At 63.8% G+C, this 26838-nt stretch carries 26 protein-coding genes, 1 pseudogene and 1 riboswitch; of the genes and pseudogenes, 17 read left to right on the forward strand and 10 right to left on the reverse strand.

What is annotated here, in order from left to right; genetic code table 11:
* Positions 1–52 precede the first annotated feature (52 nt).
* Positions 53–355: a hypothetical protein gene (locus tag BN2475_RS21005; protein ID WP_094781576.1), complete on the forward strand. Its 303-nt coding sequence runs from the start codon at positions 53–55 to the stop codon at positions 353–355.
* 213 nt (positions 356–568) lie between these two features.
* Here the strand turns inward: BN2475_RS21005 and BN2475_RS21010 are convergent, their stop codons facing one another.
* Both BN2475_RS21010 and copC read right to left on the reverse strand, forming a co-directional pair.
* Positions 569–1498: a CopD family protein gene (locus BN2475_RS21010; protein WP_094781425.1), complete on the reverse strand. Its 930-nt coding sequence runs from the start codon at positions 1496–1498 to the stop codon at positions 569–571.
* Entirely contained in the window at positions 1495–1872 is a 378-nt protein-coding gene (copC, locus tag BN2475_RS21015) for a copper homeostasis periplasmic binding protein CopC (protein ID WP_094781577.1), read from the reverse strand. Before copC ends, BN2475_RS21010 begins: the two co-directional genes overlap by 4 nt.
* 378 nt (positions 1873–2250) lie before the next feature.
* Here copC and BN2475_RS21020 point away from each other — a divergent pair, with 378 nt between their 5' ends.
* The 4 genes from BN2475_RS21020 to BN2475_RS21035 all read left to right on the forward strand — a co-directional run bounded on the left by BN2475_RS21020 (position 2251) and on the right by BN2475_RS21035 (position 6791).
* The gene (locus BN2475_RS21020) at positions 2251–2982 is read left to right on the forward strand and encodes a c-type cytochrome (protein ID WP_094781426.1); all 732 of its coding nucleotides are present in this window, start codon (positions 2251–2253) and stop codon (positions 2980–2982) included.
* A gap of 21 nt (positions 2983–3003) precedes the next feature.
* On the forward strand, positions 3004–4302 hold the full coding sequence (locus BN2475_RS21025; protein ID WP_094781427.1) for a c-type cytochrome: 1299 nt from the start codon (positions 3004–3006) through the stop codon (positions 4300–4302).
* Between the two features lie 132 nt (positions 4303–4434).
* Positions 4435–5055: a PAQR family membrane homeostasis protein TrhA gene (gene trhA, locus BN2475_RS21030; RefSeq protein ID WP_094781428.1), complete on the forward strand. Its 621-nt coding sequence runs from the start codon at positions 4435–4437 to the stop codon at positions 5053–5055.
* A 212-nt stretch (positions 5056–5267) separates the two neighbouring features.
* Complete coding sequence (locus BN2475_RS21035; protein ID WP_094781429.1) at positions 5268–6791, forward strand: DEAD/DEAH box helicase; 1524 nt, start codon at positions 5268–5270, stop codon at positions 6789–6791.
* A gap of 48 nt (positions 6792–6839) precedes the next feature.
* On the opposite strand, the gene BN2475_RS21040 is transcribed toward BN2475_RS21035, so the two are convergent.
* The 4 genes from BN2475_RS21040 to BN2475_RS21055 form a co-directional block, all read right to left on the reverse strand.
* A complete protein-coding gene (locus BN2475_RS21040) occupies positions 6840–7364 on the reverse strand; it encodes a hypothetical protein (RefSeq protein WP_094781430.1) in 525 nt (174 codons plus the stop codon).
* Positions 7365–7483: 119 nt separating this feature from the next.
* Positions 7484–8311, reverse strand: coding sequence for a ferritin-like domain-containing protein (locus BN2475_RS21045; RefSeq protein WP_094781431.1), 828 nt, complete (start codon positions 8309–8311; stop codon positions 7484–7486).
* Positions 8312–8663: 352 nt separating this feature from the next.
* A complete protein-coding gene (locus BN2475_RS21050) occupies positions 8664–10028 on the reverse strand; it encodes an MFS transporter (protein WP_094781432.1) in 1365 nt (454 codons plus the stop codon).
* Between the two features lie 143 nt (positions 10029–10171).
* Positions 10172–11809 (reverse strand): gamma-glutamyltransferase family protein, encoded by a 1638-nt coding sequence (locus BN2475_RS21055; RefSeq protein WP_094781433.1) that lies wholly within the window; start codon positions 11807–11809, stop codon positions 10172–10174.
* Positions 11810–12136: 327 nt separating this feature from the next.
* Here BN2475_RS21055 and BN2475_RS21060 point away from each other — a divergent pair, with 327 nt between their 5' ends.
* The 3 genes from BN2475_RS21060 (at position 12137) to BN2475_RS21070 (ending at position 14276) form a co-directional block, all read left to right on the forward strand.
* Positions 12137–12922, forward strand: a complete 786-nt coding sequence (locus BN2475_RS21060; RefSeq protein WP_094781434.1) for a DeoR/GlpR family DNA-binding transcription regulator — start codon at positions 12137–12139, stop codon at positions 12920–12922.
* A gap of 306 nt (positions 12923–13228) precedes the next feature.
* Positions 13229–13426, forward strand: coding sequence for a hypothetical protein (locus tag BN2475_RS21065; protein ID WP_094781435.1), 198 nt, complete (start codon positions 13229–13231; stop codon positions 13424–13426).
* A gap of 202 nt (positions 13427–13628) precedes the next feature.
* Positions 13629–14276, forward strand: coding sequence for a TetR/AcrR family transcriptional regulator (locus BN2475_RS21070; RefSeq protein ID WP_094781436.1), 648 nt, complete (start codon positions 13629–13631; stop codon positions 14274–14276).
* A 72-nt stretch (positions 14277–14348) separates the two neighbouring features.
* Here the strand turns inward: BN2475_RS21070 and BN2475_RS21075 are convergent, their stop codons facing one another.
* Entirely contained in the window at positions 14349–14738 is a 390-nt protein-coding gene (locus BN2475_RS21075) for a hypothetical protein (RefSeq protein ID WP_094781437.1), read from the reverse strand.
* Positions 14739–14939: 201 nt separating this feature from the next.
* Here BN2475_RS21075 and glpD point away from each other — a divergent pair, with 201 nt between their 5' ends.
* Both glpD and glpK read left to right on the forward strand, forming a co-directional pair.
* Positions 14940–16469, forward strand: coding sequence for a glycerol-3-phosphate dehydrogenase (glpD, locus tag BN2475_RS21080; protein WP_094781438.1), 1530 nt, complete (start codon positions 14940–14942; stop codon positions 16467–16469).
* Between the two features lie 183 nt (positions 16470–16652).
* Positions 16653–18152, forward strand: coding sequence for a glycerol kinase GlpK (gene glpK / locus BN2475_RS21085; protein WP_094781439.1), 1500 nt, complete (start codon positions 16653–16655; stop codon positions 18150–18152).
* Here glpK and BN2475_RS34860 read toward each other — a convergent pair.
* On the reverse strand, positions 18085–18399 hold the full coding sequence (locus BN2475_RS34860; protein ID WP_174642011.1) for a hypothetical protein: 315 nt from the start codon (positions 18397–18399) through the stop codon (positions 18085–18087). The two genes, glpK and BN2475_RS34860, sit on opposite strands and share 68 nt — an antisense overlap.
* Before the next feature lie 74 nt (positions 18400–18473).
* On the opposite strand from BN2475_RS34860, the gene BN2475_RS21095 reads away from it, so the two are divergent.
* On the forward strand, positions 18474–19160 hold the full coding sequence (locus BN2475_RS21095; protein ID WP_094781440.1) for an HAD family hydrolase: 687 nt from the start codon (positions 18474–18476) through the stop codon (positions 19158–19160).
* 119 nt (positions 19161–19279) lie between these two features.
* Here BN2475_RS21095 and ribB read toward each other — a convergent pair whose 3' ends face one another.
* Entirely contained in the window at positions 19280–19999 is a 720-nt protein-coding gene (gene ribB, locus BN2475_RS21100; protein WP_094781441.1) for a 3,4-dihydroxy-2-butanone-4-phosphate synthase, read from the reverse strand.
* Positions 20000–20145: 146 nt separating this feature from the next.
* Positions 20146–20329, reverse strand: a riboswitch (FMN riboswitch).
* A 203-nt stretch (positions 20330–20532) separates the two neighbouring features.
* Positions 20533–21210 (reverse strand): annotated as a pseudogene (locus BN2475_RS21105) (helix-turn-helix domain-containing protein); the annotation flags it as partial.
* 540 nt (positions 21211–21750) lie between these two features.
* On the opposite strand from BN2475_RS21105, the gene miaB reads away from it, so the two are divergent.
* The 6 genes from miaB to BN2475_RS21135 all read left to right on the forward strand — a co-directional run bounded on the left by miaB (position 21751) and on the right by BN2475_RS21135 (position 26784).
* Complete coding sequence (miaB, locus tag BN2475_RS21110) at positions 21751–23124, forward strand: tRNA (N6-isopentenyl adenosine(37)-C2)-methylthiotransferase MiaB (RefSeq protein WP_094781442.1); 1374 nt, start codon at positions 21751–21753, stop codon at positions 23122–23124.
* A 34-nt stretch (positions 23125–23158) separates the two neighbouring features.
* Entirely contained in the window at positions 23159–24226 is a 1068-nt protein-coding gene (locus BN2475_RS21115) for a PhoH family protein (protein WP_094781443.1), read from the forward strand.
* A gap of 72 nt (positions 24227–24298) precedes the next feature.
* On the forward strand, positions 24299–24760 hold the full coding sequence (gene ybeY, locus BN2475_RS21120; RefSeq protein ID WP_094781444.1) for an rRNA maturation RNase YbeY: 462 nt from the start codon (positions 24299–24301) through the stop codon (positions 24758–24760).
* 49 nt (positions 24761–24809) lie between these two features.
* Positions 24810–25520, forward strand: coding sequence for a gamma-glutamylcyclotransferase (locus BN2475_RS21125; protein WP_094781445.1), 711 nt, complete (start codon positions 24810–24812; stop codon positions 25518–25520).
* Positions 25517–25723 (forward strand): hypothetical protein, encoded by a 207-nt coding sequence (locus tag BN2475_RS34335; protein ID WP_094781446.1) that lies wholly within the window; start codon positions 25517–25519, stop codon positions 25721–25723. The genes BN2475_RS21125 and BN2475_RS34335 overlap by 4 nt, the downstream gene beginning before the upstream one ends.
* 167 nt (positions 25724–25890) lie before the next feature.
* Positions 25891–26784, forward strand: a complete 894-nt coding sequence (locus tag BN2475_RS21135; RefSeq protein ID WP_094781578.1) for a CorC family transporter — start codon at positions 25891–25893, stop codon at positions 26782–26784.
* Positions 26785–26838 lie beyond the last annotated feature (54 nt).

A 26838-nucleotide genomic window follows, 5' to 3' on the forward strand; every position in this document is an offset into this window, starting at 1 on the left:
GGCCCGCTTTCCGCTCAAATGCATGCAAACGACAGATGCATCGGGGCACATCATGGGCGAATTCCTTCCTGACTATCTGATCCGCGAACAGGCCGCGGTCGGCGCACTGGTCGCGTTCGGGCTGCTGCGCCTCTTCGGCGCGATGCTGGCTTACGAACACGGCTGGCGCATCCCCGTGCTCGAGAGATGTTTCATTGCCGCCGCGCTCGTGTATTGTCTGCCGCAGCTTTATGATCTGCTAGCGCATACGTACGGCGCGCGAGCGGCCAGCGCCGAACTCGAAGGCAAAGTCGCGGGCTGCGCGATCGCGCTCTTCTGCGCGCCGATCCTCGGCCATCGGCTCGGCTTCGAATGAGCGGATTCCTCAAACGGATTGGTGGGCATGCAACTGGCGAAGAACAGCGACGGATCTACTGACATCACCAGCCGATCGTAGCGCCCGTGGCGACCGCGGGCATTGCGCCGCACGCTTTGCCGTGCGGCGCATTTTTATGCAGCGGGTTTGTTGGAGCGGTGACACGCGACGCACGCACCGGCGAGGCGCGTCGTCGATCCTGATCCAGCGCCGTTACCCTAGCGCCGCGTACCCCGGCACGATATGCGCCAACACGGCCGCCGCGGTGAACACGCCGAGCATTGCCAGCGCTTCCAGATAGAGCACGTTGACGAAGGTATGCGCATCCATCGTCGAAGCCGTGCGGCGCAGGCGTGGCAGCGCCGAGAATCGGTTGAGTCCGCCGAGGACCAGCGCCAGCGCGACGAGCACGAGCTTCAGCATCAACACATGGCCCCATGTGCTGAACTGAAGCGCTTCGAACGAGCCCCCCGACCCCCGCACCGCGTTGAAGATGCCAGACAGCAGCACGAATGCCACCGACACCAGCGATACCTTCGATACCTGGGTCGCCGTGCGGATCAGCATCCCGCGTGCGGTCGACGCGCCAAGCGCCGGCAGCACCGCGAGCCCGGCCACCATCGCCAGCCCGCCCCACACGCTGGTCACGAGCACGTGCAGCGTTTGCGTGCCGATCGCCGCCGAGGCCACGCCGGCATCGGCCGCGTGTCCGAGCGACGCCTTGCCCGCCGCGACCGCGATCACCGCGAGCCATAAGAGCGCATTGCGCAGCATGCCCGTATGACTGGCCATGGCCGTGCCGAGCAGCACCACCGCTCCGGCAAACGCGACGCTCCAGCCGTAGCCGACATGGGTCTGCGTCAGAACGGTCGGCACCACGCCGAGCGCGGCCGGCAGCGCGACGCCACTCATCGACGCCGCCTGATACAGCAGCCAGCCGAGGTCCGCGAGAATCAGCACGACGCTGGCGGTCAGCATCGAACGTTGCGCGCGCAGCCAGCCTGGGCGCGCGGGTGAGGTCGTCTGCTGAGCGTCTTTCGCGAGCCACGCGCCGAGCAGCGCCGAACCCACGGCAAACGCAAACGCGATATTCATGAGCGCGGCCATGGCGACCTGCCCGATCCACAGTCCGTCGACGCTCATTTGACGTTGAACGCGAAATCGCCTTGGGTACGGTGACCATCCGTGGCAACCGCGATCCAGTTCACCGCAAAGCGGCCGGTGCTCAACTGCGGCAGACGCATACGCATGACCTTGGCATCCTGGCTGTCCACTTCGGATGCGGCTGGCGCGACCGCCTTGCCGCGTGCATCGGCGATCGCGATCTTGCTGAACGCCGGCTCGAGCGGTTCGGTGAAGTGGATCGTCACTTCGGTCGGCGCAACGACTTCGGCGTTGGCCGCCGGCGCGCTCGACGCCAGATGCGCATGCGCGAATGCGCCGGACGTCGCGACCAGCGCCACGGCGCCGAGCATCAACGCACGCAGCGCCGGACGGGAAAATTGGAATAGCTTCATGTTGGGACGATAGCTGGTGGACAGATAAACGGTGGGCGTCGAGCCGGAGCAAGCCTGGGTACGGCGGCGGCCGGCGAGCCCGGAAGTGTACGCTTCGATGGTTCGCGTGCACATCGGTTCAACCTGCTTTGTCGAATGAGATGCAACCAGATGCAACGAGTGCGGTAGCAGTGGCGCCTGCATTGCAAATTCGAGATGGCACCCACACCACCCGAAGCCATGTTGCGCGTCAAACTGTCGCATGCCTGTCACACCGGGAGCCTTCTCTTATGTGACAAATGGTCACCACTACCCTTCGATGATAGAATGCTGCGTCGCCGCAGCGCCGGCTACCCTTCACACCGAGCCGCTCGAAGTTCGGTCAGGTCCCCGATTTTGATGGAGTTACGCGTGTCTTCAAGACGCCTCTTCCGCCCGTTGCTCGCCCTTCTGTTGATCGGCTCTGCGGGTGTCTATAGCGCTGCGAAAGCGCAGACTCAACCGAAGGCCCCCGACACGATGGAAGCGCGCGTGCAAGGTTGCACCGCCTGCCATGGCGCCCACGGGCAAGGTACGGACAATGACTACTTCCCGCGCCTCGCGGGCAAGCCGGCCGACTACCTCTACAACCAGTTGCAGAACTTCCGTGAAGGGCGCCGCAAGTACCCGCCGATGAACTACCTCGTCACGTATCTTTCTGACGACTACCTTCACAAGATCGCCGCGTACTTCTCGCAACAGCGTCCGCCGTATCCGCAGCCGGCCAAGCCGACAGTGTCGGCGGCCACGCTCGCTCGCGGCGAGCAGATCGTGCTGAACGGCGACGCATCGAAGCAGATTCCGGCTTGCGTGGCCTGCCACGGCAAGGCTCTGACGGGTATGGAACCGGCTATTCCGGGTCTCGTCGGTCTGCACTCCGATTACATGAGCGCGCAGCTTGGCGCATGGCGCTCGGGCTCGCGTCACGCGATCGCCCCTGATTGCATGCACACCGTCGCCACGCGTCTGACCGACGAAGACGTGAACGCCGTTGCGGCATGGCTTGCCACGCAGCGGGCCCCACAAAACCCCGTGCCGGCTCCGGCCCGCTCGTTGAAGACTCCGCTTGCCTGCGGCAGCGCACCGCAATAAGGCACCGGGAGAGACACTCAAATGAAACGCAAGTCTTTGTTCGCTCTTTCAGCCGTCGTCGTGGCGGCGGCTGCCGCGCTCGTTCCGGTCCTCTGGTCGGGCGGCGACAATCTGCATAACGGCACGGCCATGGCGGCCACGCCCGCCGACCAGGCGGCACTGATCAAGAAGGGCGAGTACCTCGCCCGCGCAGGCGACTGTATCGCATGCCACACGGTGCGCGGCGGCAAGCAGTTCGCCGGCGGCCTGCCGATGGCCACGCCGTTCGGCACGATGTTCACGCCGAACATCACGCCCGACGACCAGTACGGCATCGGCAAGTGGACCCAGGACGACTTCTATCGCGCGATGCACACCGGCCGCTCGAAAGACGGCAGCCTGCTGTATCCGGGCTTCCCGTTCACGAGCTACACGAAAGTCACGCGCGCCGACTCGGACGCGATCTACGCATTCCTGCGCTCGGTCCCGCCGGTCAACGTGCCGAGCCGTCCGCACGAACTGAAATTCCCGTTCAACCAGCGCAACATGCTGATCGGCTGGCGCACGCTGTTCTTCCGCGAAGGCGAGTTCAAGCCTGATCCGACCAAGTCGGTCGAATGGAACCGCGGCGCTTACCTGATCGAAGGCCTCGGCCACTGCGGCATGTGCCACACGTCGATCAACGCCATGGGTGGCCCGGTCAATTCGGCGGCGTTTGCCGGTGGCCTGATTCCGCTGCAGAACTGGTACGCGCCGTCGCTGACGTCGAACCGGGAAGCCGGCCTCGGCGACTGGGAGATCAAGGACATCGCCGACCTGCTGAAGACCGGCGTGTCCAATCGTGGCGCGGTGTTCGGTCCGATGGCTGAAGTGGTCCACAACAGCCTGCAGTACATGTCCGACGAAGACATCAACGCGATGGCCACGTACCTGAAGACGATCCCGCAAAAGAGCGAAGCGCCTGAACCGATGCAGCTCGAAACGTCGGAAAAGTTCGGTGGCGAGCTGTTGAAGCAAGGTCAGAAGATCTACGCTGACAACTGCGCGAAGTGCCACGCGGAAAATGGTCTGGGCCAGCCGCCGGCTTTCCCGCCGCTCGCGAACAACCAGTCGATCCAGATGCCGTCGGCGGTCAACCCGATCCGTATGGTGCTCAACGGCGGCTATCCGCCGAGCACGGATGCCAACCCGCATCCGTATGGCATGCCGCCGTTCGCGCAGTCGCTGTCGAATCAGGAAGTCGCGGCGGTCGTGACGTACATCCGTATGTCCTGGGGCAACCACGGCACCGCCGTGTCGCCGCAGCAAGTGGCCGATCTGCGTTCGGCGCCGCTCGACTAAGCAGCGTCCGTTGTACCCGGGGCGCGGCCTGCGAAATTCGCGGCCGCGCCCTTCGTTTTTTCAGGACCGGTATCATGTGGGCACTTATGTCGTTGTTTTTGTCCTTGTGAAACCGGGTGGGAGGAAAGAGTCGTGCATGTCGGGGAGCGTTTGAACAGCATCACCCATCTCGTCGGCGCCGTGCTGTCGGTGATGGGTCTTGCGACGCTCGTCACGATGGGCGCGCTCGACGGCGACGCGTACAAGGTGGTCAGCTTCAGCGTGTACGGTGCGATGCTGTTCGTGCTGTATGCTATCTCGACGCTCTACCACAGCGTGCGCAGTCCGCGTGCAAAATCGGTCCTGCAGAAATGCGACCATTCGGCGATCTACCTGCTGATCGCCGGCAGCTACACCCCGTTCACCCTTGTGACGTTGCGCGGACCGTGGGGCTGGTCGCTATTCGGTGTGAGCTGGGGGCTTGCCGCGCTTGGCATCGTGCAGGAACTGACGCTCGGGCGACGCACCCGCAGCGTTTCGATGGTGCTGTATGTATTGATGGGATGGCTCGCGCTCGTAGCCGTCCGCCCGCTGCTGCAAGCGTTACCGGCGGCGGGCACCGCGTGGCTCGTGGCCGGCGGAGTCATCTACAGCGCCGGCATCTACTTCTTTATCAACGACGAGCGCATCCGCCACGGACATGGTATCTGGCACCTGTTCGTACTGGCGGGCAGTCTGTGTCAATTCGTCAGTGTCGCGCGCTACGTCGCGTGACATCCCACGGCGACGAAATGCAACTTAAGGCCAGTCAACGTGTCTGCATAGCGCGTTGAAGCATTCGGCACATGTTTGAGCGTGCCGCCGATTTCTCAGCGACCGGAACTGGGCTTGGGCCTCGAGTGCGCCATGCGGGCGTGTTCATGCCGCGTTGATGCCTGCCTGGGCCCATTCGTGCCGTTCGCGAAACTGCATTGCAAAGAGCTTCTATGTCTTTTGATTCCCTCGGCTTGTCCGAACCGTTGGTCCGCGCTGTAAACGAACTCGGCTACACCAGTCCGACTCCCATCCAGACGCAAGCGATCCCCGCCGTGCTCAACGGCGGCGACCTGTTGGCCGGCGCGCAGACCGGCACTGGCAAGACCGCCGGCTTCACGCTGCCGATCCTGCAGCGTCTCCATTCGATGCCCGCCGTCGCCACGGGTGCGGGCAAGCGCGCGGTGCGCGCGCTGATCCTCACGCCCACGCGCGAGCTGGCCGCGCAGGTCGAAGAAAGCGTGCGTGCGTATGGTAAATATCTGAAGCTGAAGTCCACCGTGATGTTCGGCGGTGTCGGCATCAATCCGCAGATCGGCGCGCTGAAGAGCGGCGTCGACATCGTCGTCGCGACACCAGGCCGTTTGCTCGATCACATGCAACAGAAGACCATCGACCTGTCGCATCTCGAGATTCTCGTGCTCGACGAAGCCGATCGCATGCTCGACATGGGCTTCATCCACGACATCAAGCGCGTGCTCGCCAAGCTGCCGCCGAAGCGTCAGAACCTGCTGTTCTCGGCGACCTTCTCCGACGAGATCAAGACCCTTGCCGACAGCCTGCTCGACTCGCCGGCGCTGATCGAAGTCGCACGCCGCAACACGACGGCGGAAACGGTCGCGCAAAAGATTCACCCGGTGGATCGCGACAAGAAGCGCGAGCTGCTCACGCACCTGATCAAGCAGCACAACTGGTTCCAGGTGCTGGTGTTCACGCGTACCAAGCATGGCGCCAACCGGCTTGCCGAGCAACTGACCAAGGACGGCATCAGCGCGCTGGCGATTCACGGTAACAAGAGCCAGTCGGCTCGAACTCGCGCGCTGGCCGAATTCAAGGACGGCACGCTGCAGGTGCTGGTCGCGACCGACATCGCCGCACGCGGCATCGATATCGATCAATTACCGCACGTGGTCAACTTCGATCTGCCGAACGTGCCGGAAGACTATGTGCATCGTATTGGCCGCACGGGGCGCGCGGGCGCGACGGGCGAAGCCGTGTCGCTGGTATGCGTCGACGAACTGCAACTGTTGAAGGACATCGAGAAGCTGATCAAGCGTCCGGTGCCGCAGGAAGTGATCGCCGGTTTCGAACCGGACCCGACCGCGAAGCCGGAGCCGATTCTGCGTCGCGGCCAGGGTGGTGGCGGTGGTGGACGTTCGCCGCGTCAGAGTCAAGGCGCGCCGAAGCGTGACGGCGCTGCCTCAGCGAAGCCGGCACAGCGTTCCACTCAACGGCCGTCGAATGGTCAGCAGAAGCCGCAAGGCGCGAAGCCGGCCGGCAATGGCGCTCAGCCGCGTCGCGACGGTCAGCGTCACGACGACCGGCCGCGTGCCGTCGCGCATGAAAGCGCCGCCGCGCAACACGCGCCGCGCAAGCCACAAAGCAGCAATCCGGGTGCGTTGCTGGGCGGCGGCAAGCCCCGCAACGACGCCCCGCGTGGCGGCCAGCCTTCGCGCAGCGGCCAACGAGGCCGTTAAGCTGCGAGGAGGCCGCCCGCTCGCCAGCCGTCGTCCGTCGTCGAGGGACTAACGGTTGGCCGCGGCGGCGGCTTGTTTCAGGTGCTCGATCTGCCGTTTCCACCGGTCGAGCACCACCCTGCCCTCGTCTTCCAGTTCAAACGTGATGCCGCTCGTCAGGCGCGCATAACGTACGCTCTGCGACTCCGCGGTATCGATCGAACCGATCAGATAGACCAGCCCAGTGTCGTCGCCGGCGACACCTGCCAGCGGCGCGACAAGCAACTGCACCTGATAGAACGCCTCGTCGCAAACGAAGCTGAGCGCGGCGCGTCCGCTTTGCGCAAGCGCGCGTGCCGCTCGGGCATGCGGCCACAATGCGATGCACAGCGTGCGCGAATCAGGTGCATACAACTCACCGACACTGAGCAGCGATGTACGCACATGGCCATTCGTATCGACGCTCAGCAGCGACGCGGTGAAGCCCGTCTTGGTCGCGAGCGACGAACCGTCGAACAACGCGCGCACGGCATCGGGCCATTCGTCGAACACGTTCTGCTCGAGCGGACGTTCGGGTGCGGGGGAATCGCTCATGCTGTCGGTCCGGTTGGAAGTGGGCAAGACGCCATGATGCAATGATGCCTCGAAAAAAGAATGGCCCGCATCAGCGGGCCATGTCTCGTCGTGTCATGTCGTTGCGGGCTGGACTCAGTTCAGCGAAAGAACACGTGCTGCGTAATCTTCGCAAGCGGATAGTGCACGCCCGGCTGAATCCGTGCCGGCAAATTGAGCGGCTTGAGCAGCATCTTTATGCACATGTCGGCGGACAGATTGCGCCGCACCAGCGTATTGATACGCGCCGCGCGTTCGCGGTTGTAGGCCGAATCATGCACGCGCTCCGGATAGCGAATCGCGAACACGTGGCGCAATGCGATCTCGGAGTCTTCGTTCTTGATCTCCATCACGCGGCGCATCAGCGCGCCCAGTACGGTGAGACGGCCGTTGCCTTCGATCCGGTTGTACTTCTTGAAGAACTTGAAAAAGTGCTTGTAGTGACGGACTTCGTCGGTGCGGATGTTGTCGGTGATCTGCTTGAGCACGGGCTCGTCCGAACACACGCCGATCGCGCGATACAACGTCGCCGTGCCGGTTTCGACCACGCAGCGCGCGACCATTTCGAGCGCGCGAGTCCTTTCGAAATCTTCCACCGAGCAGGTCAGCGAATATTCGTCCATGAAATTGCGGAACGCGGTGTCCCAGTCGAACTCTGGCCACACGTAAGCGACATAGGTTTTGAGTGCACGGCCGTGCTGCAATTCCTCGGGCTCCCACTCATTGTTGAGCCAGGCCGAGACTTCAGGATCACCGTTGAAAAAGGTACTCAGATTGCTGGTGTAGAGGTCAGTGCCGCTTTCAATAAACGAAGCGGCACACAGGAGCAGCAGTAGATCTTCGTTCGCGACGGCCTTCTGCCGATCAATGCGGGTAAGGTCGATGTCCTCGATCCGCCAGGGCATGACATGGTTCAGCTCTGTTTGCATCGTGTCTTGCTCCCAATGCTGTATCGATTCGTGGAGCAGGCTCGCCGTCGCAGGTGCTCGTCGTGGCGGTGAGCCGTGTCGAATACAGCGCCGTGAATTAGAGTTAACCCCTTGTATCTTGCATCTTAGCCGGTGTTTCCGAACTCTGCAGATCACCACAGCACAGACCATGCCGATTCGTCGCAGTTCCAATTTGAAGATAGTCGAAAGCTTCGATCGAACCAAAAAAGTTGTGCGCGACACGTAAAAAAAGCCAGCTCGAAGAGCTGGCTTCAGGCTGGGCATCAAACCCTGCGAGTCGGTGCCCGACAAGGGCGGAGGCGTCATCGATACGCGTCGCGCAAGCGTGTCCTCACGCGGGCTGAACGCTTCGCACCGGACGCAAGCGACGCATGCGCCAGGCCACGATAACCAGCGACATCCCCGACAGCAGCGCGGCAAGCAGCACGTAATAACTTGGCGCAAGTTTATCGCCGGTCAAATGAATGAAGGTCTCGACAATTGTCGGTGCAAAGCCGCCGAAAATCGTCACGCCGATGCTGTAGCCAATTGAAAGACCGGTCGAGCGCACCTGCGTCGGGAAGATTTCCGACATCAGCGCGGGCATCGGTCCGGAATAAGCGGCCTTGAAAATACCGGCCGTGGCCTGCAACAACAGCAGCCAGCCAATCGTCGGGTGAGACTGTAGCCATGCGAACATCGGATAGATCAGCAAGCCCATCAGGATCGAGGTGGTCAGCATGATGCGAATCCGGCCGATGCGATCAGACAACGCGCCCATCACCGGCGACAGCAGAAACTGCAGTCCACCATTGAGCACCACCACGCCGAACGATGCGGTCGTCGGCATATGCAACTGCTTGACCGCGTACATCGGCATGTAGAGTTGCAGCACGTACACGCCGACGGTGGACTGCGCCACGATGCCGATCGCGAGCAACAGATTGACCCACTGATTGGCGAACGACGCGCCCTGTTCTTCGCTCACCTGCTTCTGTGCGCCGGACGCCTCGCGCGCTTCGCGCATCGCGAGGAACTCAGGGGTCTCGTCGAGATGCGAACGGATGTAGTAGCCCACCGGCCCCACCAGCAAACCGAACACGAACGGCAGACGCCAGCCCCAGCTGTTCAGATGCTCGGGCGGCATCCACGCGGTGAGCAGGGAGCCGAAGGCCGCCGCGGTGATCGCCGCGAGTCCCTGACTCGCGAACTGCCAGCTCGCGTAGTAGCCGCGCCGCGATGCGCTGTGCTCGACCATGAAGGCCGTCGCGCTGCCGAACTCGCCGCCCACCGCGAAGCCCTGCACGAGTCGCGCGAGCAGAACCAGCAACGGCGCGGCAAGACCGATCGACGCATACGGCGGCATCACGGCCATCGTGAAGGTGCCGATCATCATCAGCACAATGGCGAGCGTGAGCGCCGCCTTGCGACCCTTGCGGTCGCCATAGATGCCCAGCACCACGGCACCCAACGGCCGCATCAGGAACGAGATGCCGAACGTGGCGATGGCCAGCAGCGTCGAGAGCCACTCGTCCTGCATCGGGAAGAACTGTTTCGCGATGATGGTCGCGAAATAGCCGTAGACCAGAAAGTCGAACCATTCGAGCGCGTTGCCGACCGAGGACGAAAACACAATCCGCCGCACCATCGCTTTAGAAAGCGGTGCGGGCGAGCCATGTGGGGAAGCGGTCGCGGATGGCGACGCGGGCGTGTGCATGGTGTCTCCTTTTTTGTTTGATATGTGGCTGCTTCCCGATACCCCGCGCGACACCAGGCAAACCCGACGAACCCGGCGAAGCGGCGCCCGGGCGCCGCCTTGAACAGCATCCCGGGCAGCGCGGTGTCGCGCGAGTCAGTCGATCAGAAGCCGGCGGCCAATCCGTCGCGGCGGCTGTCGCTTGCCGCCACATAGCCGCGCTCCGGATCGTTGCGATCGAGCTTCCAGATGTATTGGCCGGAACCGAAGTCCATGTACGGATCATCGACCGACTTGATCGTGTGACCCAGCTTCTGCAACGCCTCGGCGGTGTTCAGATCGAGCGTCGCTTCGACGTCGATCGTGAAGTCGCGGTTGACCTTCCAGCGCGGCGCGTCGCACGCGGCCTGCGGCTGCTGACCGTAATCGAGCATCCGCACGACGGACTGCAGATGACCTTGCGGCTGCATGTCGCCGCCCATCACGCCGAAGCTCATCACCGCTTCCTGCTGGCCGTTCACCTGCTGCGTCAGGAACGCCGGGATGATCGTGTGGAACGGCCGCTTGCCGCCCTCGACCACGTTCGGCGACTTCGGGTCCATCGAGAAGCCGCAGCCACGGTTCTGCATCGCGATGCCGCTGTCGGGCACCACGACGCCCGAGCCGAAGCCCATATAGTTCGACTGGATGAAGCTCACCATCATGCCGCGCTCGTCCGCCACCGACATGTAGATGGTGCCGCCGACCTTCGGCATGCCGAAGTCGAACTGCGTGGCACGCTTGCGATCGATCAGCTTTGCGCGCGACGTGAGGTACGCGTCGTCGAGCATCTGCTCGGGCGTGACGTCCATCGAACGCGGATCGGCGACGTAGCGGTACACGTCCGCGAACGCCAGCTTCATCGCTTCGATCTGCAGGTGCTGCGACTCGACGTTGTCGACCGCCAATTCCTTCACATCGAATTTTTCGAGGATGCCGAGCGCGATCAGCGCCGCAATGCCCTGGCCGTTCGGCGGAATCTCATGCACGGTGTAGCCGCGATATGCCTTGCCGATCGGCTCGACCCAATCCGCGCGGTAATTGCGCAGATCGTCGAGCGTGAGCGCGCCGCCGCCTGCGCGTGCGAACGCCGCGATCTGCTCGGCGATCTCACCTTCGTAATAAGCGCGCGGGCCTTGTTGGGCGAGCTTGCGCAGCGTCTTCGCGTGGCCGGGAAAGCGCTCCAGCTCGCTGACTTCCGGCGCGCGGCCGCGCGGCATGAAGGTTTGCGCGAAGCCCGGCTGGTCCTTCAACTCCGGCACAGCGGCGGCCCACTTGTACGCGACGATGCTCGCCACCGCGTGACCGCGCTCGGCGATCTCGATCGCCGGCTCCATCAGGTCGGCGAACGGCAGCGTGCCGAATTTCTGATGCAGCGCTTCCCAGCCGGCGATCACGCCCGGCACCGTCACCGCATCCCAGCCGCGCTTGGGCTGCTTCGCGAGGCCGTTTTCCTCGCCGTACTTGCGCTTGAAGTAGTCGACGTTCCAGGCTGCGGGCGACACGCCCGACGCGTTCAGGCCATGCAACTTCTTGCCGTCCCACACCAGCGCGAACGCGTCACCGCCGAGACCACAGGACACCGGCTCGACCACCGTGATGGCGGCCGCCGCCGCGATGGCCGCATCGACGGCATTGCCGCCTTTCCACAGCATGCGCAGCCCGGCTTGCGCGGCGAGCGGATGCGAGGTCGAAACGATGTTGCGCGCGAATACAGGCAGACGCGGTGTCGGATAGGGGTTTTGCCAGTTAAAGCCAGTCATGTCGAACACTCTCGAAAGCACGGCGCAGCCTGAGGGAGACGCCGGAAACCATGGGAAAGAGGTACGCGCGGGTAAAACGCGAAACCCTGGATTGCAGCGCGAACCGGCCCAAAAAACAAATTCATTTATCAAATGAATAAATGCGTCGTGCGCCTGAATGAATCGGCCGGTTGGGTTTTCGCAATGGCTGCAGCTTGCGCGAGTTGGCGGACAAGGGGTCCGGTGGTCTTACAATACGCCCAGCCTGTTCGTTCATGCACGACCCCGTTACCCGCCCGACACATCGCGCCGGCGACGGGCCGCGCCGCCCAAAAATCCACGACACCCATGACCCGAGACCCCCGCCTGACTCTCAACGCCCGGCAACAGGAATTGCTGGAGTGGGTGCAACGTGACGGCTTCGTGACCGTGGACGACCTCGCCGCCCACTTCGACGTGACGCCGCAAACGATCCGCCGCGATGTCAACTGGCTCGCCGACATGAACCTGCTGCGCCGCTATCACGGCGGCGCGAGTCTGCCGACCAGTTCCGAGAACGTCTCGTACACGGCGCGTCAGCGCATGTTCCACGAAGAGAAGCGGCGCATCGCGGCGCTAGTGGCCACTCACATTCCTGATCAGGCCTCGCTGTTCATCAATCTCGGCACCACCACCGAGGAAGTCGCCCGCGCGCTCAACCGGCACCGCGGACTGCGCGTGATCACCAACAACCTGAACGTCGCGAGCATGATGAGCGGCTACCCGGATTGCGAAGTCCTGGTGACGGGCGGCATCGTGCGGCCGTGGGACAAAGGGATCGTCGGCGAGCTGGCGATCGATTTCATCCGCCAGTTCAAGGTGGACTTCGCGATCATCGGCACGTCGAGCATCGAAACCGACGGCACGCTGCGCGATTTCGACACGCGCGAAGTGCGCGTAGCCGAAGCAATCATCCAGCACGCCCGCACCGTGTTCCTTGCCGCGGACAACTCGAAATTCGGCCGCCCGGCGCTCGTGCGCCAAGGCCACCTCGATCAGATCGACGCGCTGTTCACCGACGCCGCGCCGCCCGCCGAGATGGCCGAAACGCTCGCCGCCGCCAATTGCCAGGTGTTTGTCGCCGGCCAGGCGTAGCGGATTCACGCCATGCTGCGGCGCACACCAAACTTCGAGTGAAATCCAGAATCTGGCCGCGGCTCCAGACCGCCGCTTCCAGGCCGTCTTGTCAAAGGGAAAATTTACTGGGGAGGATTTGGTGTTTAACGCGCGGTTGACTACACTCCAGTTCCCCGGCGTTGATTCCGCGTTCTGCGTAACGCCGGTTGCGTGAATCTGTCGTGTGTGAGCCGTACTTCCCGCCCTGATCCTCTTGCGGACTTCACTGGCGTCTCGCCAGTTGCCGACAAGGCCGTCCGCGTTTGCTTGACATGGAGAGAAACGATGCTGAGTCCGCATGAATTCGCCACGTTGTTGCTCGTCAAGGACGCACCCAATCAAGTCGATATGGATCGTCAAGAACTGGACGCCCTGTTGGAACGTCAGCTGGTACAACTCGAAAGGCTTGCGTCGGGCAACGAACAATGGAGCGTGACGGAAACCGGCGACAACGCGCTGCGGGCCATCAAACGTTTTTCATAGTGTCACCGAGCGAGTCTCTGTTTTAACGGTCGATGCCCGACCCGCAATGATGGCGGGGCGCAACTTCGTGCGCTCCATCCGCCGTCTTCAGATTGCCTCGTCTTTGCTTCGCGTGAAAGCAGGCCGGCGCCAAGGCGGCCGCTTTGTTGTGCGCAACTCATTTACACAGTAAATTGACGCGACGGACTTCCACCCCTCGCGTATGCCCAAAACGCTCTCCCCCGACGACATCCAGCAATTCCGCGAAGCCATGCGCCGCATCGCCGAAAACGCGTTCGCCACGCGCGGCGCCCAAGGTGTAACGATGCGCGAACTGGCGAAAGAACTGGGTTGCAGCGCGATGACGCCGTACCGCTACTTCCGCGACAAGGACGAGATCCTCGCGATGGTGCGTGCCGCGGCGTTCAACCGCTTCGCGGCGCGCCTCGAAACAGCCGCGAAAAATGCGCCCGCGACCGATCAATCGGCGCTCAGCGAGGCTTATGTCGCGTTCGCACTCGATGAACCGCACGCGTACCGATTGATGTTCGATCAGATATCGCAGCAAGGCGGCTATCCGGAACTCGCGGCCGCATCGCAGCGTGCCTGGCGCCTGCTCGGCGTGCACTTCGAGCGGCTCGTCGCGGCCGGCATTCTGGAGGGCGACCCGCAGTTGATCGGCTATGCGTACTGGGCAAGTCTGCACGGTTTCACGATGCTGGCGCTCGCCAATCAGTTGCCACTGCCCGAGGCGCAACAAGCCAGCGCCACAAACGCCAGCGCGAACGCCAATCCTGCGCTGACCCGCGAAGCGGTGTTCGCTCAGATCCGTCGCATGTTGTGGCGCGGGGCCCTGCCGCAGCGCGGCTGACTTCGCACGTCAGCCAGCCACGCGGGGACGGCAGCGAGCAGCCGGCTGCATCAAAGACCGCAAACAGCCCGCTCAGCCGCTGCGCAAGGTCGGATCGACGGCGGCGCGCCAGCTCAACGCCTTGGCCCGCTGTTCGATGAAGAACGCGACCCACTGATTGCGCACCTTCGGATCGGTGCTCACGCCCTGGCTCGCATGGCGCTGTGCGATCGATGCCTGGAACGCGCAGAAATCCTCCTTCGACAATGCGCCGCGCCGGCTCGCCACGTAAGCGTCGAACAGCGTGATATAGACGTCTTGCGCGTCGCTGCCGTAGTCGACCGTCTGGGCCGTGCACATTTGCTGCAAGGCCTCGAACGACGGTGCGCCCCGCGTTCCTTCCAGGCTCGGCGTACTGACGCACGCCGCCGTCAGGAGCCCCGTCAGAAGCGCAGCGGTGCCGATCACCAAAAGTCCACGCATGAGTTCACCTCGAAATGGCTGCTGCCAAGAGTATCGTCGGTGGGCGTCGGTTGCGCCACTCCCTGACCAATCGAGCCGGATTCGCGCACATCAAGCGAACTTTACTTTTTCGAATATGTTCATTAGAGTTCGAAAACGAACACAATCCGTTCGATCCACTTTCCTACCGATCTTCCAGATCCGCCGCAGAGGACCCAGCAGGTGACGCAAGGCTCGAGATACGATTTGCTCGTCGTAGGCGGCGGGATCAACGGCGCGGGCATTGCGCGCGATGCGGCGGGTCGCGGCCTGTCGGTGCTGCTGTGCGAACAGGACGATCTGGCGTCGCATACGTCGTCGGCGAGCACCAAGCTGATTCACGGCGGCTTGCGCTACCTCGAATACCGCGAGTTCGGCCTGGTGCGCAAAGCCTTGCAGGAGCGGGAAACGCTGCTGCGCGCCGCGCCGCACATCATGTGGCCGCTGCGCTTCGTGATGCCACACATGCCCGATCTGCGTCCGGCCTGGCTGATCCGCGCTGGCCTTTTCCTGTATGACCATCTCGCGCGGCGCGAATTGCTGCCGGGGTCGCGCGGCATCGTGATGCGCAATCATCCGGCGGGCGCGCCGCTGATCGATTCGATCAAGCGCGGTTTCGTGTATTCGGACGGCTGGGTCGACGACGCGCGTCTGGTCGTGCTCAACGCACTCGACGCGCACGAGCACGGCGCGCGGATTCTCACGCGCACGAAGCTGGTGAGCGCGGTGCGCGCCGGCGGCGAATGGCGCGCGCAACTCAGGCGCGCGGACGGCACGAGCCTCGCCGTGCGCGCTGCATCGATAGCGAACGCGGCGGGCCCGTGGGTCGCCCAACTGCTGCAGGGCGCGCTTGGCCGTCAAGCGGCGCACGGCGTGCGCCTCGTCAAAGGCAGCCATATCGTCACGCGGCGTCTGTTCGAACACGACCACGCGTATATCTTTCAGAACCAGGACCAGCGGATCATCTTCGCGATTCCGTACGAGCAGGACTACACGCTGATCGGAACCACCGATCTCGAATATGACGGCGACCCGTCGCAAGTCGCGATCACCGCCGACGAAACGCAGTACCTGTGCGATTCGATCAACCGCTACTTCAAGCAGAAGATCACGCCGGCCGACGTGCGCTGGACCTATTCGGGTGTGCGTCCGCTGCTCGAGGAAGAAGGGGCCGACAATCCGTCGGCGGTCACGCGCGATTACTCGCTCGAACTCGACGCACCGGCGGGTGAAGCGCCGTTGCTGTCGGTGTTCGGCGGTAAGATCACGACGTTTCGCAAACTCGCCGAGCAAGCCGTCGATACGCTCGCGCAGGCGCTGCACAAAGACGCGCCTGCGTGGACCGTCAGCGCGCCGTTGCCCGGTGGCGATATCGAGCACGCCGACTTCGAGCGCTTCCTGGCTGAATTCAGGCAGCGGCATGCGTGGCTGCCAGCTGATCTGGCTCACCGCCTCGCACGCGCGTACGGCACACGCGCGCAGCACGTGATCGGCAAGGCGCGCTCGCTGGCCGAGCTTGGCCGCGCGTTCGCGCCGGGCCTCTACGAAGCCGAGTTGACGTATCTGCGTGACACCGAATGGGCGCGCAGCGCTGAGGACGTGTTGTGGCGGCGCTCGAAGCTCGGTCTGCACGCCGGGCCAGGCGCGCTCGATTCGATCACGCACGAGATCGACGCATGGTTCGCCGACGAGCCCGCGCAGCAGAGCGCCTAGACCGGATGCATCGATAACGCGCATAGTCAGGGGATCGTCGTGTGGCGCGCGCTGCGCGCGAGCTTGCCTGCATGACGCGGTTCACTTATCCCTTCGGCTGAACCCGGCGCGGCGGCTCGCGGCGGCCCAATTGCACACTGTTGCAGCGCGCTTCGAACGATAAACGACTATGGAGAAGAGACAATGCAGGATCAGTACGTCCTTGCGCTCGACCAGGGCACTACCAGCTCGCGTGCGATGCTGTTCGACCGGCTCGGCAATGTGGTGTCGACCGCTCAGAAAGAATTCCAGCAAATCTATCCGCAGCCGGGGTGGGTCGAGCACGATCCGCTGGAAATCTGGTCGACCCAGGCAGGCGTCGCCGCGGAGGCCGTGACGCGCGCCGGCATGAGCGGCACATCGATCGCTGCGATCGGCATCACCAATCAACGCGAAACCACCATCGTGTGGGACCGCGAAACCGGCCACCCGGTCTATAACGCGATCGTCTGGCAAGACCGCCGCACGGCCGACTTCTGCGACCAGCTCAAGGCGCAGGGGCTCGAAGAAAAGGTCCGCGCGAAAACCGGTCTGCCGATCGACTCGTATTTCTCGGCGACCAAGATCCGCTGGATTCTCGACAACGTCGAAGGCGCACGCGAAAAGGCGAAACAGGGCCGCCTCGCGTTTGGCACGGTCGATAGCTGGCTGATGTGGAACTTCACCAAAGGCGGCCTGCACATCACGGACGTGACCAACGCGTCGCGCACGATGCTCTTCAACATTCACACGCTCAAGTGGGACGACGAGCTGCTCGACGCGCTCGACATTCCGCGCAGCCTGCTGCCGCAAGTGCGCGCTTCGTCGGAAGTGTATGGACCGAGCCAAACCACCGTGTTCGCGTCGAAGATTCCGCTTGCGGGCATCGCCGGCGACCAGCACGCCGCCCTCTTCGGCCAGATGTGCACGCAGTCCGGCATGGTGAAGAACACCTATGGCACCGGCTGTTTCCTCGTGATGAACACCGGCGACAAGCCGATCGAATCGAAGAACAATCTGGTCACCACGATTGCGTGGCAGATCGGCGACCGGATCGACTATGCGCTCGAAGGCAGCATCTTCATTGGCGGCGCGGTGGTGCAATGGCTGCGCGATGGCCTCGGCGTCATCAGGAGTGCCGGCGAGATCGAAACCCTCGCGCGCACCGTGCCGCATTGTGACGGCGTGTACCTGGTGCCCGCCTTTGCCGGGCTCGGCGCGCCACACTGGAATGCTCGCGCTCGCGGCACACTGTTCGGCGTGACGCGCGGCACGAGCGCCGCGCATATCGCGCGTGCCGCGCTCGACTCGATCGCCTATCAATCGCTCGATGTGCTGAAGGCGATGGAAGCCGACTCCGGCATTCGCATCGGCGAGTTGCGCGTGGATGGCGGCGCCTGCGTGAACAATCTGCTGATGCAGTTCCAGGCGGACATTCTCGGTGTCGACGCGGTGCGCCCCAGGGTGTCGGAGACGACCGCACTGGGTGCGGCCTACCTCGCTGGTCTCGCGGTCGGCTACTGGAAGGACGTCGACGAACTGCAAAGCCAGTGGAAGGTCGAGCGCCGCTTTACGCCCGCGCTGCCGCACGCCGACGTCAAGGCATGCCTGGACGGCTGGCAGCGCGCAATCCGCGCCGCGAAGGCGTGGGCCGATACACCCTGAGCGGCGGCCTGGTCGACCCGAGCAGCCTGAGCGCGTTGGGCGTGTTGGGCGTGTTGGGCGTGTTGGGCGTGTTGGGCGTGTTGGGCGTGTTGGGCGTGTTGGACGTGTTGGACGTGTTGGACGTGTTGGACGTGTTGGACGTGTTGGACGTGTTGGACGTGTTGGACGTGTTGAGCGCGTTGGGCGCGTTGAGCGGCTTGAGCGGCTTGAGCGGCTTGAGCGGCTTGAGCGGTAAAGCACGTATCATGACGCTTTCAATCTCGACGCGCCTGAGCTTGCAACAGCCCGGCTCATGCGCTTCCCGCTTTTGCGTTTCAATGCATGATCGACCACCTCATCTGTGACTGCGACGGCGTGCTCGTCGACAGTGAAATCATCGCCGACCGCGTGATGTTCGAAACACTCACGGCGACCTTTCCAGGCATCGATTTCGAACCCGTCGTCAAAACCGCCTTCGGACAGCAGACATCGCGCTTTCTCGAAGGCATCGAGAAGTCCTTCGAGCTCAAGCTGCCCGCCGACTTTCTCGACACCATCGAACACAACGTCGAGCTTGCGCTCGCGGCGTCGCTCAGCCCGATCAACGGCGTGCGCGAGGCCTTGCAACGCGTGACGCTGCCGGCCGCGGTCGTCTCGAACAGCCGGATGACGCGCGTGAATGCGTCGGTGCGGCGCGCGGGTTTGCTGCAGATTTTCGGCGAACGGATTTTCAGCGCCGAACAGGTGGCGCGGCCGAAGCCTTATCCCGATGTGTATCTGTTCGCCGCCCAGACGCTGGGTGTCGCGCCGTCGCGCTGCATCGTGGTCGAGGACAGCGTGGCGGGTTTGAACGCGGCACGCGCGGCGGGCATGAAGACGATCGCCTTCGTCGGCGCGAGCCATATTCCCGATGGCTATGCGGACGCGCTGCGCAAGATGGGCATGACGCGCATCATGAAGCACATGGACGAATTGCCGGCGCTGGTCGAAGCCGGCGTGCGCGGCGACTTCGGTGATGTGCAGTCGTAGCGTGGCTTAGCGGCGTGCAGATGTGGCCCACCTCGGCAGCGATGAGAAAAAAGGCCGGTTCCCGTTCGAACCGGCCTTGATCGTTTTTTGCAGCGCGCTTCAGATGCACGCCGCGCGCATCACACTTCGTCAGCGACGCATTCGCGCGCCTGCGCGAGCGCGGTACGAAACTCTACCAGCTCGGCGATCGTCAGCATCGGCAGATTGTGTTGCGCAGCGAAGCGCTCGACATCCGCGCCGCGCGTCATGGTGCCGTCCGCGTTCATCAACTCGCACAGCACGCCGGCCGGCTTCAGGCCGGCGAGAATCGCCAGATCGACCGTGCCCTCGGTGTGGCCGCGGCGCGCCAGCACGCCGCCGGGCATCGCCCGCAACGGGAACACATGGCCCGGGCGCACGATGTCGGCGGGCTTCGCCGCATCGGCGATCGCGGCGCGAATCGTCGTCACGCGATCGAGCGCGGACACGCCGGTGGTCACGCCGTCGCGTGCTTCGATCGAAACCGTGAACGCAGTGCCGTGACGGCTTTCGTTATTGACGGCCATCGGCGGCAATTCGAGCGCGCGGATCTTGTCGTCGGGCAGGCACAGGCAAACGATGCCGCTGCATTCGCGGATCAGCAACGCCATGGTTTCGACGGACAGACGCTCGGCGGACACGATCAGATCGGCTTCGTTCTCGCGGTCGTGGTCGTCTTGCAGGACGACGGCGCGGCCATCGCGCATCGCCTGCAAGGCGGCGGCGATACGTGGCGGAACGGGCTCGGTGGCGAGCAGAGGGAGATCGGCGAATGCATCTTCCGCAATCGTCGACGGAACAGGAAATCTAGCAAAGGACATGGTTGAAACGCTCATCGCAAAAGTTGGGCGAAAAACGTTTCAGGGCATTGCAAACAGACGGGCACGCGCCGTTGAACGCCGCGCAAAGCGACGCTCGCGCGCCGCCCGAACCACTGGCGGCGCCACGGAAACGCACATGACTATCTGCACATCTTCTTCCATCCGGACTGTAACCGTCGGCTCTGGCCTCTCACCAGATCTGCTGACCCCGCTGCGGTTTCCACTAACCGGAAGACCGCACGATGCGGGCGCTCGCGGGCTCGTCGGCTCACGCTTTCGCGTTGCCGGCATACCGCCGGTGGGGAATTTCGCCCCGCCCTGAAGACGCACTGATTGCCGGATCGACCGGCTGACGAAGCATACAACAGTCGCGCAGGACCTTGCAGCGCAACCCCTACTGAACACACGGAGATCGTCAAAGTACCACGCGTCCCGTTGCGGACATGCGGCTAAACCGGTGTGGCCTCGCGCGCCGCTTTGTGCAGCGGTTCGTGCCGCGCCTCGTGTTGCGCCTCGTGTTGCGCCTCGCTCTGCGCCTCGTGTTGTACCTCGCGTTGCGCCGGCACATCCCAGCGCGGCGGCGTCTCCGCCCTCAGCGTCACGCGAAACGCGCGTGCTTCGGTGTCGCCCGGATTGCGCAGACTGTGCGGCTGGTCGGCGTCGAACACGATCGCGTCACCGGTGGCAAGCAACTGGCGCCGATCGTGCACGCTGACTTCCAGCGTGCCTTCGCTGACCACGAGGTTCACCGTCGTACCCGGCGCGCGACGTATGCCGACCTCGGTGTGCAACGGCGCAATGCGCAGCTCGTGAAACTCGGCGGCGGTCGGCTCGGCGTCGGGGTAAAGCGGCCGGGCCGAATAGCGGCCGTTCGAACTGACGACGCGCGTCGAGCGATCGGCCGGCAAGTGTTCGAAGCCGTTGGTCGCGTAACGCCGCAAGAACGCCGCCACCGACACCTTCAACGCCGCCGCAACCTTGCACAGCACCTTGATGGACGGCACGCTGCGCGCCGACTCGATCTGCGCGAGCATCGCCCGCGACACGCCGGAGGCGCGCGCCAATGCATCGAGCGACAACTGCCGCTCGGCACGCAAGCGCGAGAGGTTGACGCCGACCAGTTGTTCCAGTGCATCGAAGGGTTCGGCGGCACGCGGCGGCGCATCGGTACTGGCCAAGGGATCGCGAACCAGCGCGAGCGGGGAATGCATGATTGCCTCCAAAGCGCCGACGGACGACGCGCAAGCGATAAGTGAAAGCACGATAGCATCGCGTTGTGCCGCGCCCAACGAAGTTATCTTCACACTGTTATCAGCATTGCGGAGAGCGATATTCGCAAAGCTTGTGCGCATTTTTCATATCGACGCAGGCTCGTGCTGCTGATGCACAACTTCATGCACGACGATCCAAACGAACGGCCTTATAGCATCAGCGCCTCGCTCTGGGCGCGCTTCACGGGCGCGACTTGCGTAGATTGAAAATCGACGCCTGCCGTAAGCAGGCGATTCAGCAAGCCAGCCATTCCCCGGCGCCGCCACGCGCCGATCCGGGCGCGCCAGCCGGATTTCGTGAAGGGCTATAATGTGACGTTACGCTGCAGACGTGCCTCGCTGGCTGGACGAGGCGACCCGACGCGGTTCACGGCGGACCCAGACACCGCCCCGCGGCCCTTGCGCACGTCGCCCGTACGTTTGTCCCCCTCACCTTTTACACGACGCCCCCAGATTAACCACTGCGACCGGCGAACTTCGATGACCAAGAAAGTTTATGTAAAGACCTTTGGCTGCCAGATGAACGAGTACGACTCCGACAAGATGGTCGACGTACTCGGCGCGGCCGAAGGACTCGTCAAGACCGACACGCCGGAAGACGCGGACGTGATCCTGTTCAACACCTGCTCGGTGCGCGAAAAAGCACAGGAGAAGGTCTTCTCCGACCTCGGCCGCGTGCGCGAGCTGAAGGAAGCGAATCCCGATCTGATCATTGGCGTGGGCGGTTGCGTGGCCAGCCAGGAAGGCGCGGCGATCGTTGCGCGTGCACCGTATGTCGACCTGGTGTTCGGTCCGCAAACGCTGCACCGTCTGCCGCAGATGATCGACCAGCGCCGCGCGAGCGGCCGCGCGCAAGTTGACATCACATTCCCGGAAATCGAAAAGTTCGATCACCTGCCGCCGGCGCGCGTCGACGGCCCGAGCGCGTTCGTGTCGATCATGGAAGGCTGCAGCAAGTACTGCAGCTATTGCGTCGTGCCGTACACGCGCGGCGAAGAAGTGTCGCGCCCGCTGGATGACGTGCTGACCGAAATCGCCGGCCTCGCCGACCAAGGCGTGCGCGAAGTCACGCTGCTCGGCCAGAACGTCAACGCATATCGCGGCGGCCTCACGCTCGGTTCGTCGGAGATCGCCGACTTCGCGACCTTGATCGAATACGTCGCCGATATTCCGGGCATCGAACGGATTCGCTACACCACGTCGCATCCGAAGGAATTCACACAGCGTCTGATCGACACCTACGCGAAGGTGCCCAAGCTCGTCAGCCATCTGCATCTGCCGGTGCAGCACGGCTCCGATCGCATCCTGATGGCGATGAAGCGCGGCTACACAGTGCTCGAATACAAGTCGGTGATCCGCAAGCTGCGCGCGATCCGCCCGGATCTGTCGCTGTCCACCGACATGATCGTCGGCTTCCCTGGCGAGACGGAAGAAGACTTCGACAAGATGATGGCGCTCGTCCACGAGATGAAGTACGACACCAGCTTCTCGTTCATCTATAGCCCGCGCCCCGGCACGCCCGCCGCGAACCTGCACGACGACACGCCGCGCGAGGTGAAGCTCAGGCGTCTGCAACACCTGCAGGCCACCATCGAGGAGAACGTTCAGCGCATCAGCGATGCGATGGTCGGCAAGATCGAGCGCATTCTGGTCGAGCGCCCGGCGCGCAAGGACCCGAACGAACTCGCGGGCCGCACCGAGAACAACCGGGTGGTGAATTTCCCGGCGCCGGTGGCGTCGCACGCGCGGCTGATCGGTCAGATGGTGGACGTGAAGATCGTCCATGCGTACCCGCATTCGCTGCGTGGCGAGCTCGTGCTCGTTCATGACGACGCGCCGGCCACCGCCCACTGAGCCGTATCGAAACCGACAGGATCGACCCACCGCCTTGAAGACCACTCAGCAGCATCTGGAATTCACCGCACCGCACGACGACAACGCGCGGCTCGCCAACCTCTGCGGACCGCTCGACGAAAATCTGCGGCAGATCGAGCAGGCGCTCGACGTGACCCTGCAGCGCCGTGCCCACCGCATCACGATTCGCGGACGTGGCGCGAAGCTCGCGCTCACCGCACTCGAGAACTTCTACAACAATGCACGCGAACCGCTGTCGGTCGACGACATCCAGCTCGCGCTGGTCGAAGTGCGCCATCCGGCGCGCCACCGTCCGAACGGCAATGGTGATGAAGCCGGCGAGCCGCGTTTTCCGGGCAATCCGGATCATCCGTTCGACCAGCCCGTCGACGCCATCGACGACGACCTCGAAGAATTCGGCCCGAAGCTGTACACGCGGCGCGCGGACCTGCGCGGACGCACGCCGGCGCAGCGCGAATACCTGAAGCAGATCATCTCGCACGACGTGACTCTCGGCGTCGGCCCGGCTGGTACGGGCAAGACGTATCTCGCGGTGGCCTGCGCGGTGGACGCGCTGGAGCGCGATCAGGTCAAACGCATCGTGCTGACGCGGCCCGCGGTCGAAGCGGGCGAGCGTCTCGGCTTCCTGCCGGGCGATCTGGCGCAGAAGGTCGACCCGTATCTGCGGCCGCTGTACGACGCGCTGTACGACCTGCTCGGCTTCGACAAGACCGCCAAGATGTTCGAGCGGCAGATGATCGAAATTGCGCCGCTCGCGTACATGCGCGGCCGCACGCTGAACCACGCGTTCATCATCCTCGACGAGGCGCAGAACACCACGCCCGAACAGATGAAGATGTTCCTCACGCGCATCGGCTTCGGCTCGAAGGCGGTCGTCACCGGCGACACGACCCAGATCGACCTGCCGCGCGGCCACAAGAGCGGGCTGATCGAAGCGCAGCAGGTGCTCGCGAACGTGCGCGGCATTGCGCTGACGCGCTTCACCAGCGCGGATGTGGTGCGGCATCCGCTGGTCGCGCGAATTGTGGAGGCGTACGATGCGCATGCGCAGAAATCGGCCGGTCCGGTGGATTCGCGCTGATGCGCGGCCGCTGAACGCGCTCCCGCGAGGACGAATTCAACGAACGCAACGAATGGAAAAACCCGAAACCGCATGAGCCGCGCCCCGAAACTGACGCTGAACCTGCAATTCCCCGCGGCCCGCGCGTGGCCGGAACACAAGGCGCTGCTGCCGCGCGCCACCGTGGCAAGCTGGATCAAGGCGGCGCTCTTCGCGGATGGCGAACTGACGGTGCGTTTCGTCGATGCCGAAGAAGGCCGCACGCTGAACCGCACCTATCGCGGCAAAGACTATTCGACCAACGTGTTGACCTTCGCGTACGCCGAATCGGAAGACGATCCGGTGACGGGCGACCTGATCCTGTGCTGCCCGGTGGTCGAGAAGGAAGCCGCCGAGCAGGGCAAGCCGCTCGTCGCGCACTACGCGCATCTGCTCGTGCACGGCACGCTCCACGCGCAGGGCTACGACCACGAAGTGGAAGAAGAAGCCGAGGAGATGGAAGCGCTCGAAACCGAAATCCTTGGCAAGCTCGGGTTTCCCGATCCGTATCAATAGCCATCAGCCGCCATTCCACTGCCAACGTTACCCACGTTCGAACCACACCGTGAGCACCTCGTCTCCTGAAGCCGATACCCGAACGCCTTGCCCGGACTATCCGCCGACGCTCGGCGAATCGCGGCTCCTGACCGACGAGGAGTTGCGCGCGTCGCTCGAATGCACGCTGCGCGGCTGGGACCGCCAGAGCGACCTGTGGCTGTTCGGCTACGGCTCGTTGATCTGGAACCCTGGCCTGCCGACGGTTGAAGCGACGCGCTCGAAGGTGCATGGCTATCACCGTGGACTGTATCTGTGGTCGCGCGTGAATCGCGGCACGCCCGAGCAGCCGGGCCTCGTGCTCGCGCTCGACCGCGGCGGTTCGTGCACCGGCATCGCGTTCCGGCTCGCCGCCGAAGGCTCGATGCCGCATCTCGAAGCGCTCTGGCGCCGTGAGATGGCGATGGGCTCGTATCGTCCGGCATGGCTGCCGTGCGTGCTCGCCGACGGCCGGCGCGTCGACGCGCTGGCGTTCGTGATGCGCCGTGACGTGCCGAGCTACACCGGCAAGCTGCGCGACGACGTCGTCAAAACCGTGTTCGGCTGCGCATGCGGGCGCTACGGCACCACGCTCGATTACGTCAGCCGGACCGTCCAGGCGCTGCGCGAAAGCGGCATGCCCGATCGCGCGCTCGAAGCGCTGCTGGGACGCTGTCGCGAGGAACGCCGCGAAGCTGCCGAACCATCGGTCCGACCCTCCGGCCAGTTAGCGGGGCAATGAACCTGTTGAGCCGGTTGAGCCGGTTGAGCCTGTTGAGCCTGTTGAGCCTGTTGAGCCTGCTGAACCCGCTGAAGCTGCAGCGCCCGCTGCGCACCGTCAGGCCAGCCGCAAGCGGCCACTGCGCCGCCGCGCAGCACATCGCGTGCCGCCCCTTGCGCAGCACTTTTTTGCTCGACGACGCTTTTCCGCGCGCAATCAGTTAGGATTGACCTACGTCCCGCCGCTCGCGACGGGAGCCGTTTGATCCAGCTTCACCCAGCTTCGCCCAGCATCACCCATCGCCCAGACCGGCGGGACACGGTCCTGCCATGTGCCTGGTGTATCCTTAATGCTCTGCAACAGCGCGTCCAGTCTCGTCGGGCGCACTACCATGAACGACACGTATCCCAGTCGACGCCAAACCGACAAACCGCAAGAAAAGCGCTCGCTCCTCGAGCGTCTGACCGACTTCATCTCGCCTGAGCCCGACTCGCGCGCCGAACTTCTGGAAATTCTGCAGGACGCGCACGAGCGCAACCTGATCGACGCCGACTCGCTGTCGATGATCGAAGGCGTATTCCAGGTGTCCGAACTCAGCGCACGCGACATCATGGTGCCGCGCGCCCAAATGGACGCGATCAACATCGCGGACAATCCTGCCGAATTTATCCCCTACGTGCTTGAAAAAGCGCACTCGCGCTATCCGGTCTACGAAGGCAATCGCGACAACATCATCGGCGTGCTGCTGGCCAAAGACCTGCTGCGCTATTACGCCGAAGAAGAGTTCGACGTGCGCGGCATGCTGCGCCCAGCCGTGTTCATTCCCGAGTCCAAGCGCCTGAACGTGCTGCTGCACGACTTCCGCGTGAATCGCAATCACCTCGCGGTGGTGGTCGACGAATACGGCGGCGTGGCCGGCCTGATCACGATCGAGGACGTGCTGGAACAGATCGTCGGCGATATCGAGGACGAATACGACTTCGACGAGGAAAGCGGCAACATCATCGCCTCGCCGGACGGACGTTTCCGCGTGCGCGCGCTGACCGAGATCGAACAGTTCAATGAGGTGTTCGGCACGCACTACTCGGACGAGGAAGTCGATACGATCGGCGGGCTCGTCACACATCACTTCGGGCGCGTGCCGCATCGCGGCGAAAAGGTCCGCCTCGACGATCTGATCTTCGAAATTCTGCGCGGCGACGCCCGCCAGATTCACATGCTGCTGGTGCGCCGCGATCCGCTGGCCGGCCAGCGCGAGCGCGATGCGCAACACGTGCAAACCTGATCCGCTGCGTTTGCTCGCTTTTTTGCTTCCATAACTTCTCACGCCGACCGCGCA

This window comes from Paraburkholderia ribeironis (assembly GCF_900019265.1).
Lineage (GTDB): Bacteria > Pseudomonadota > Gammaproteobacteria > Burkholderiales > Burkholderiaceae > Paraburkholderia > Paraburkholderia ribeironis.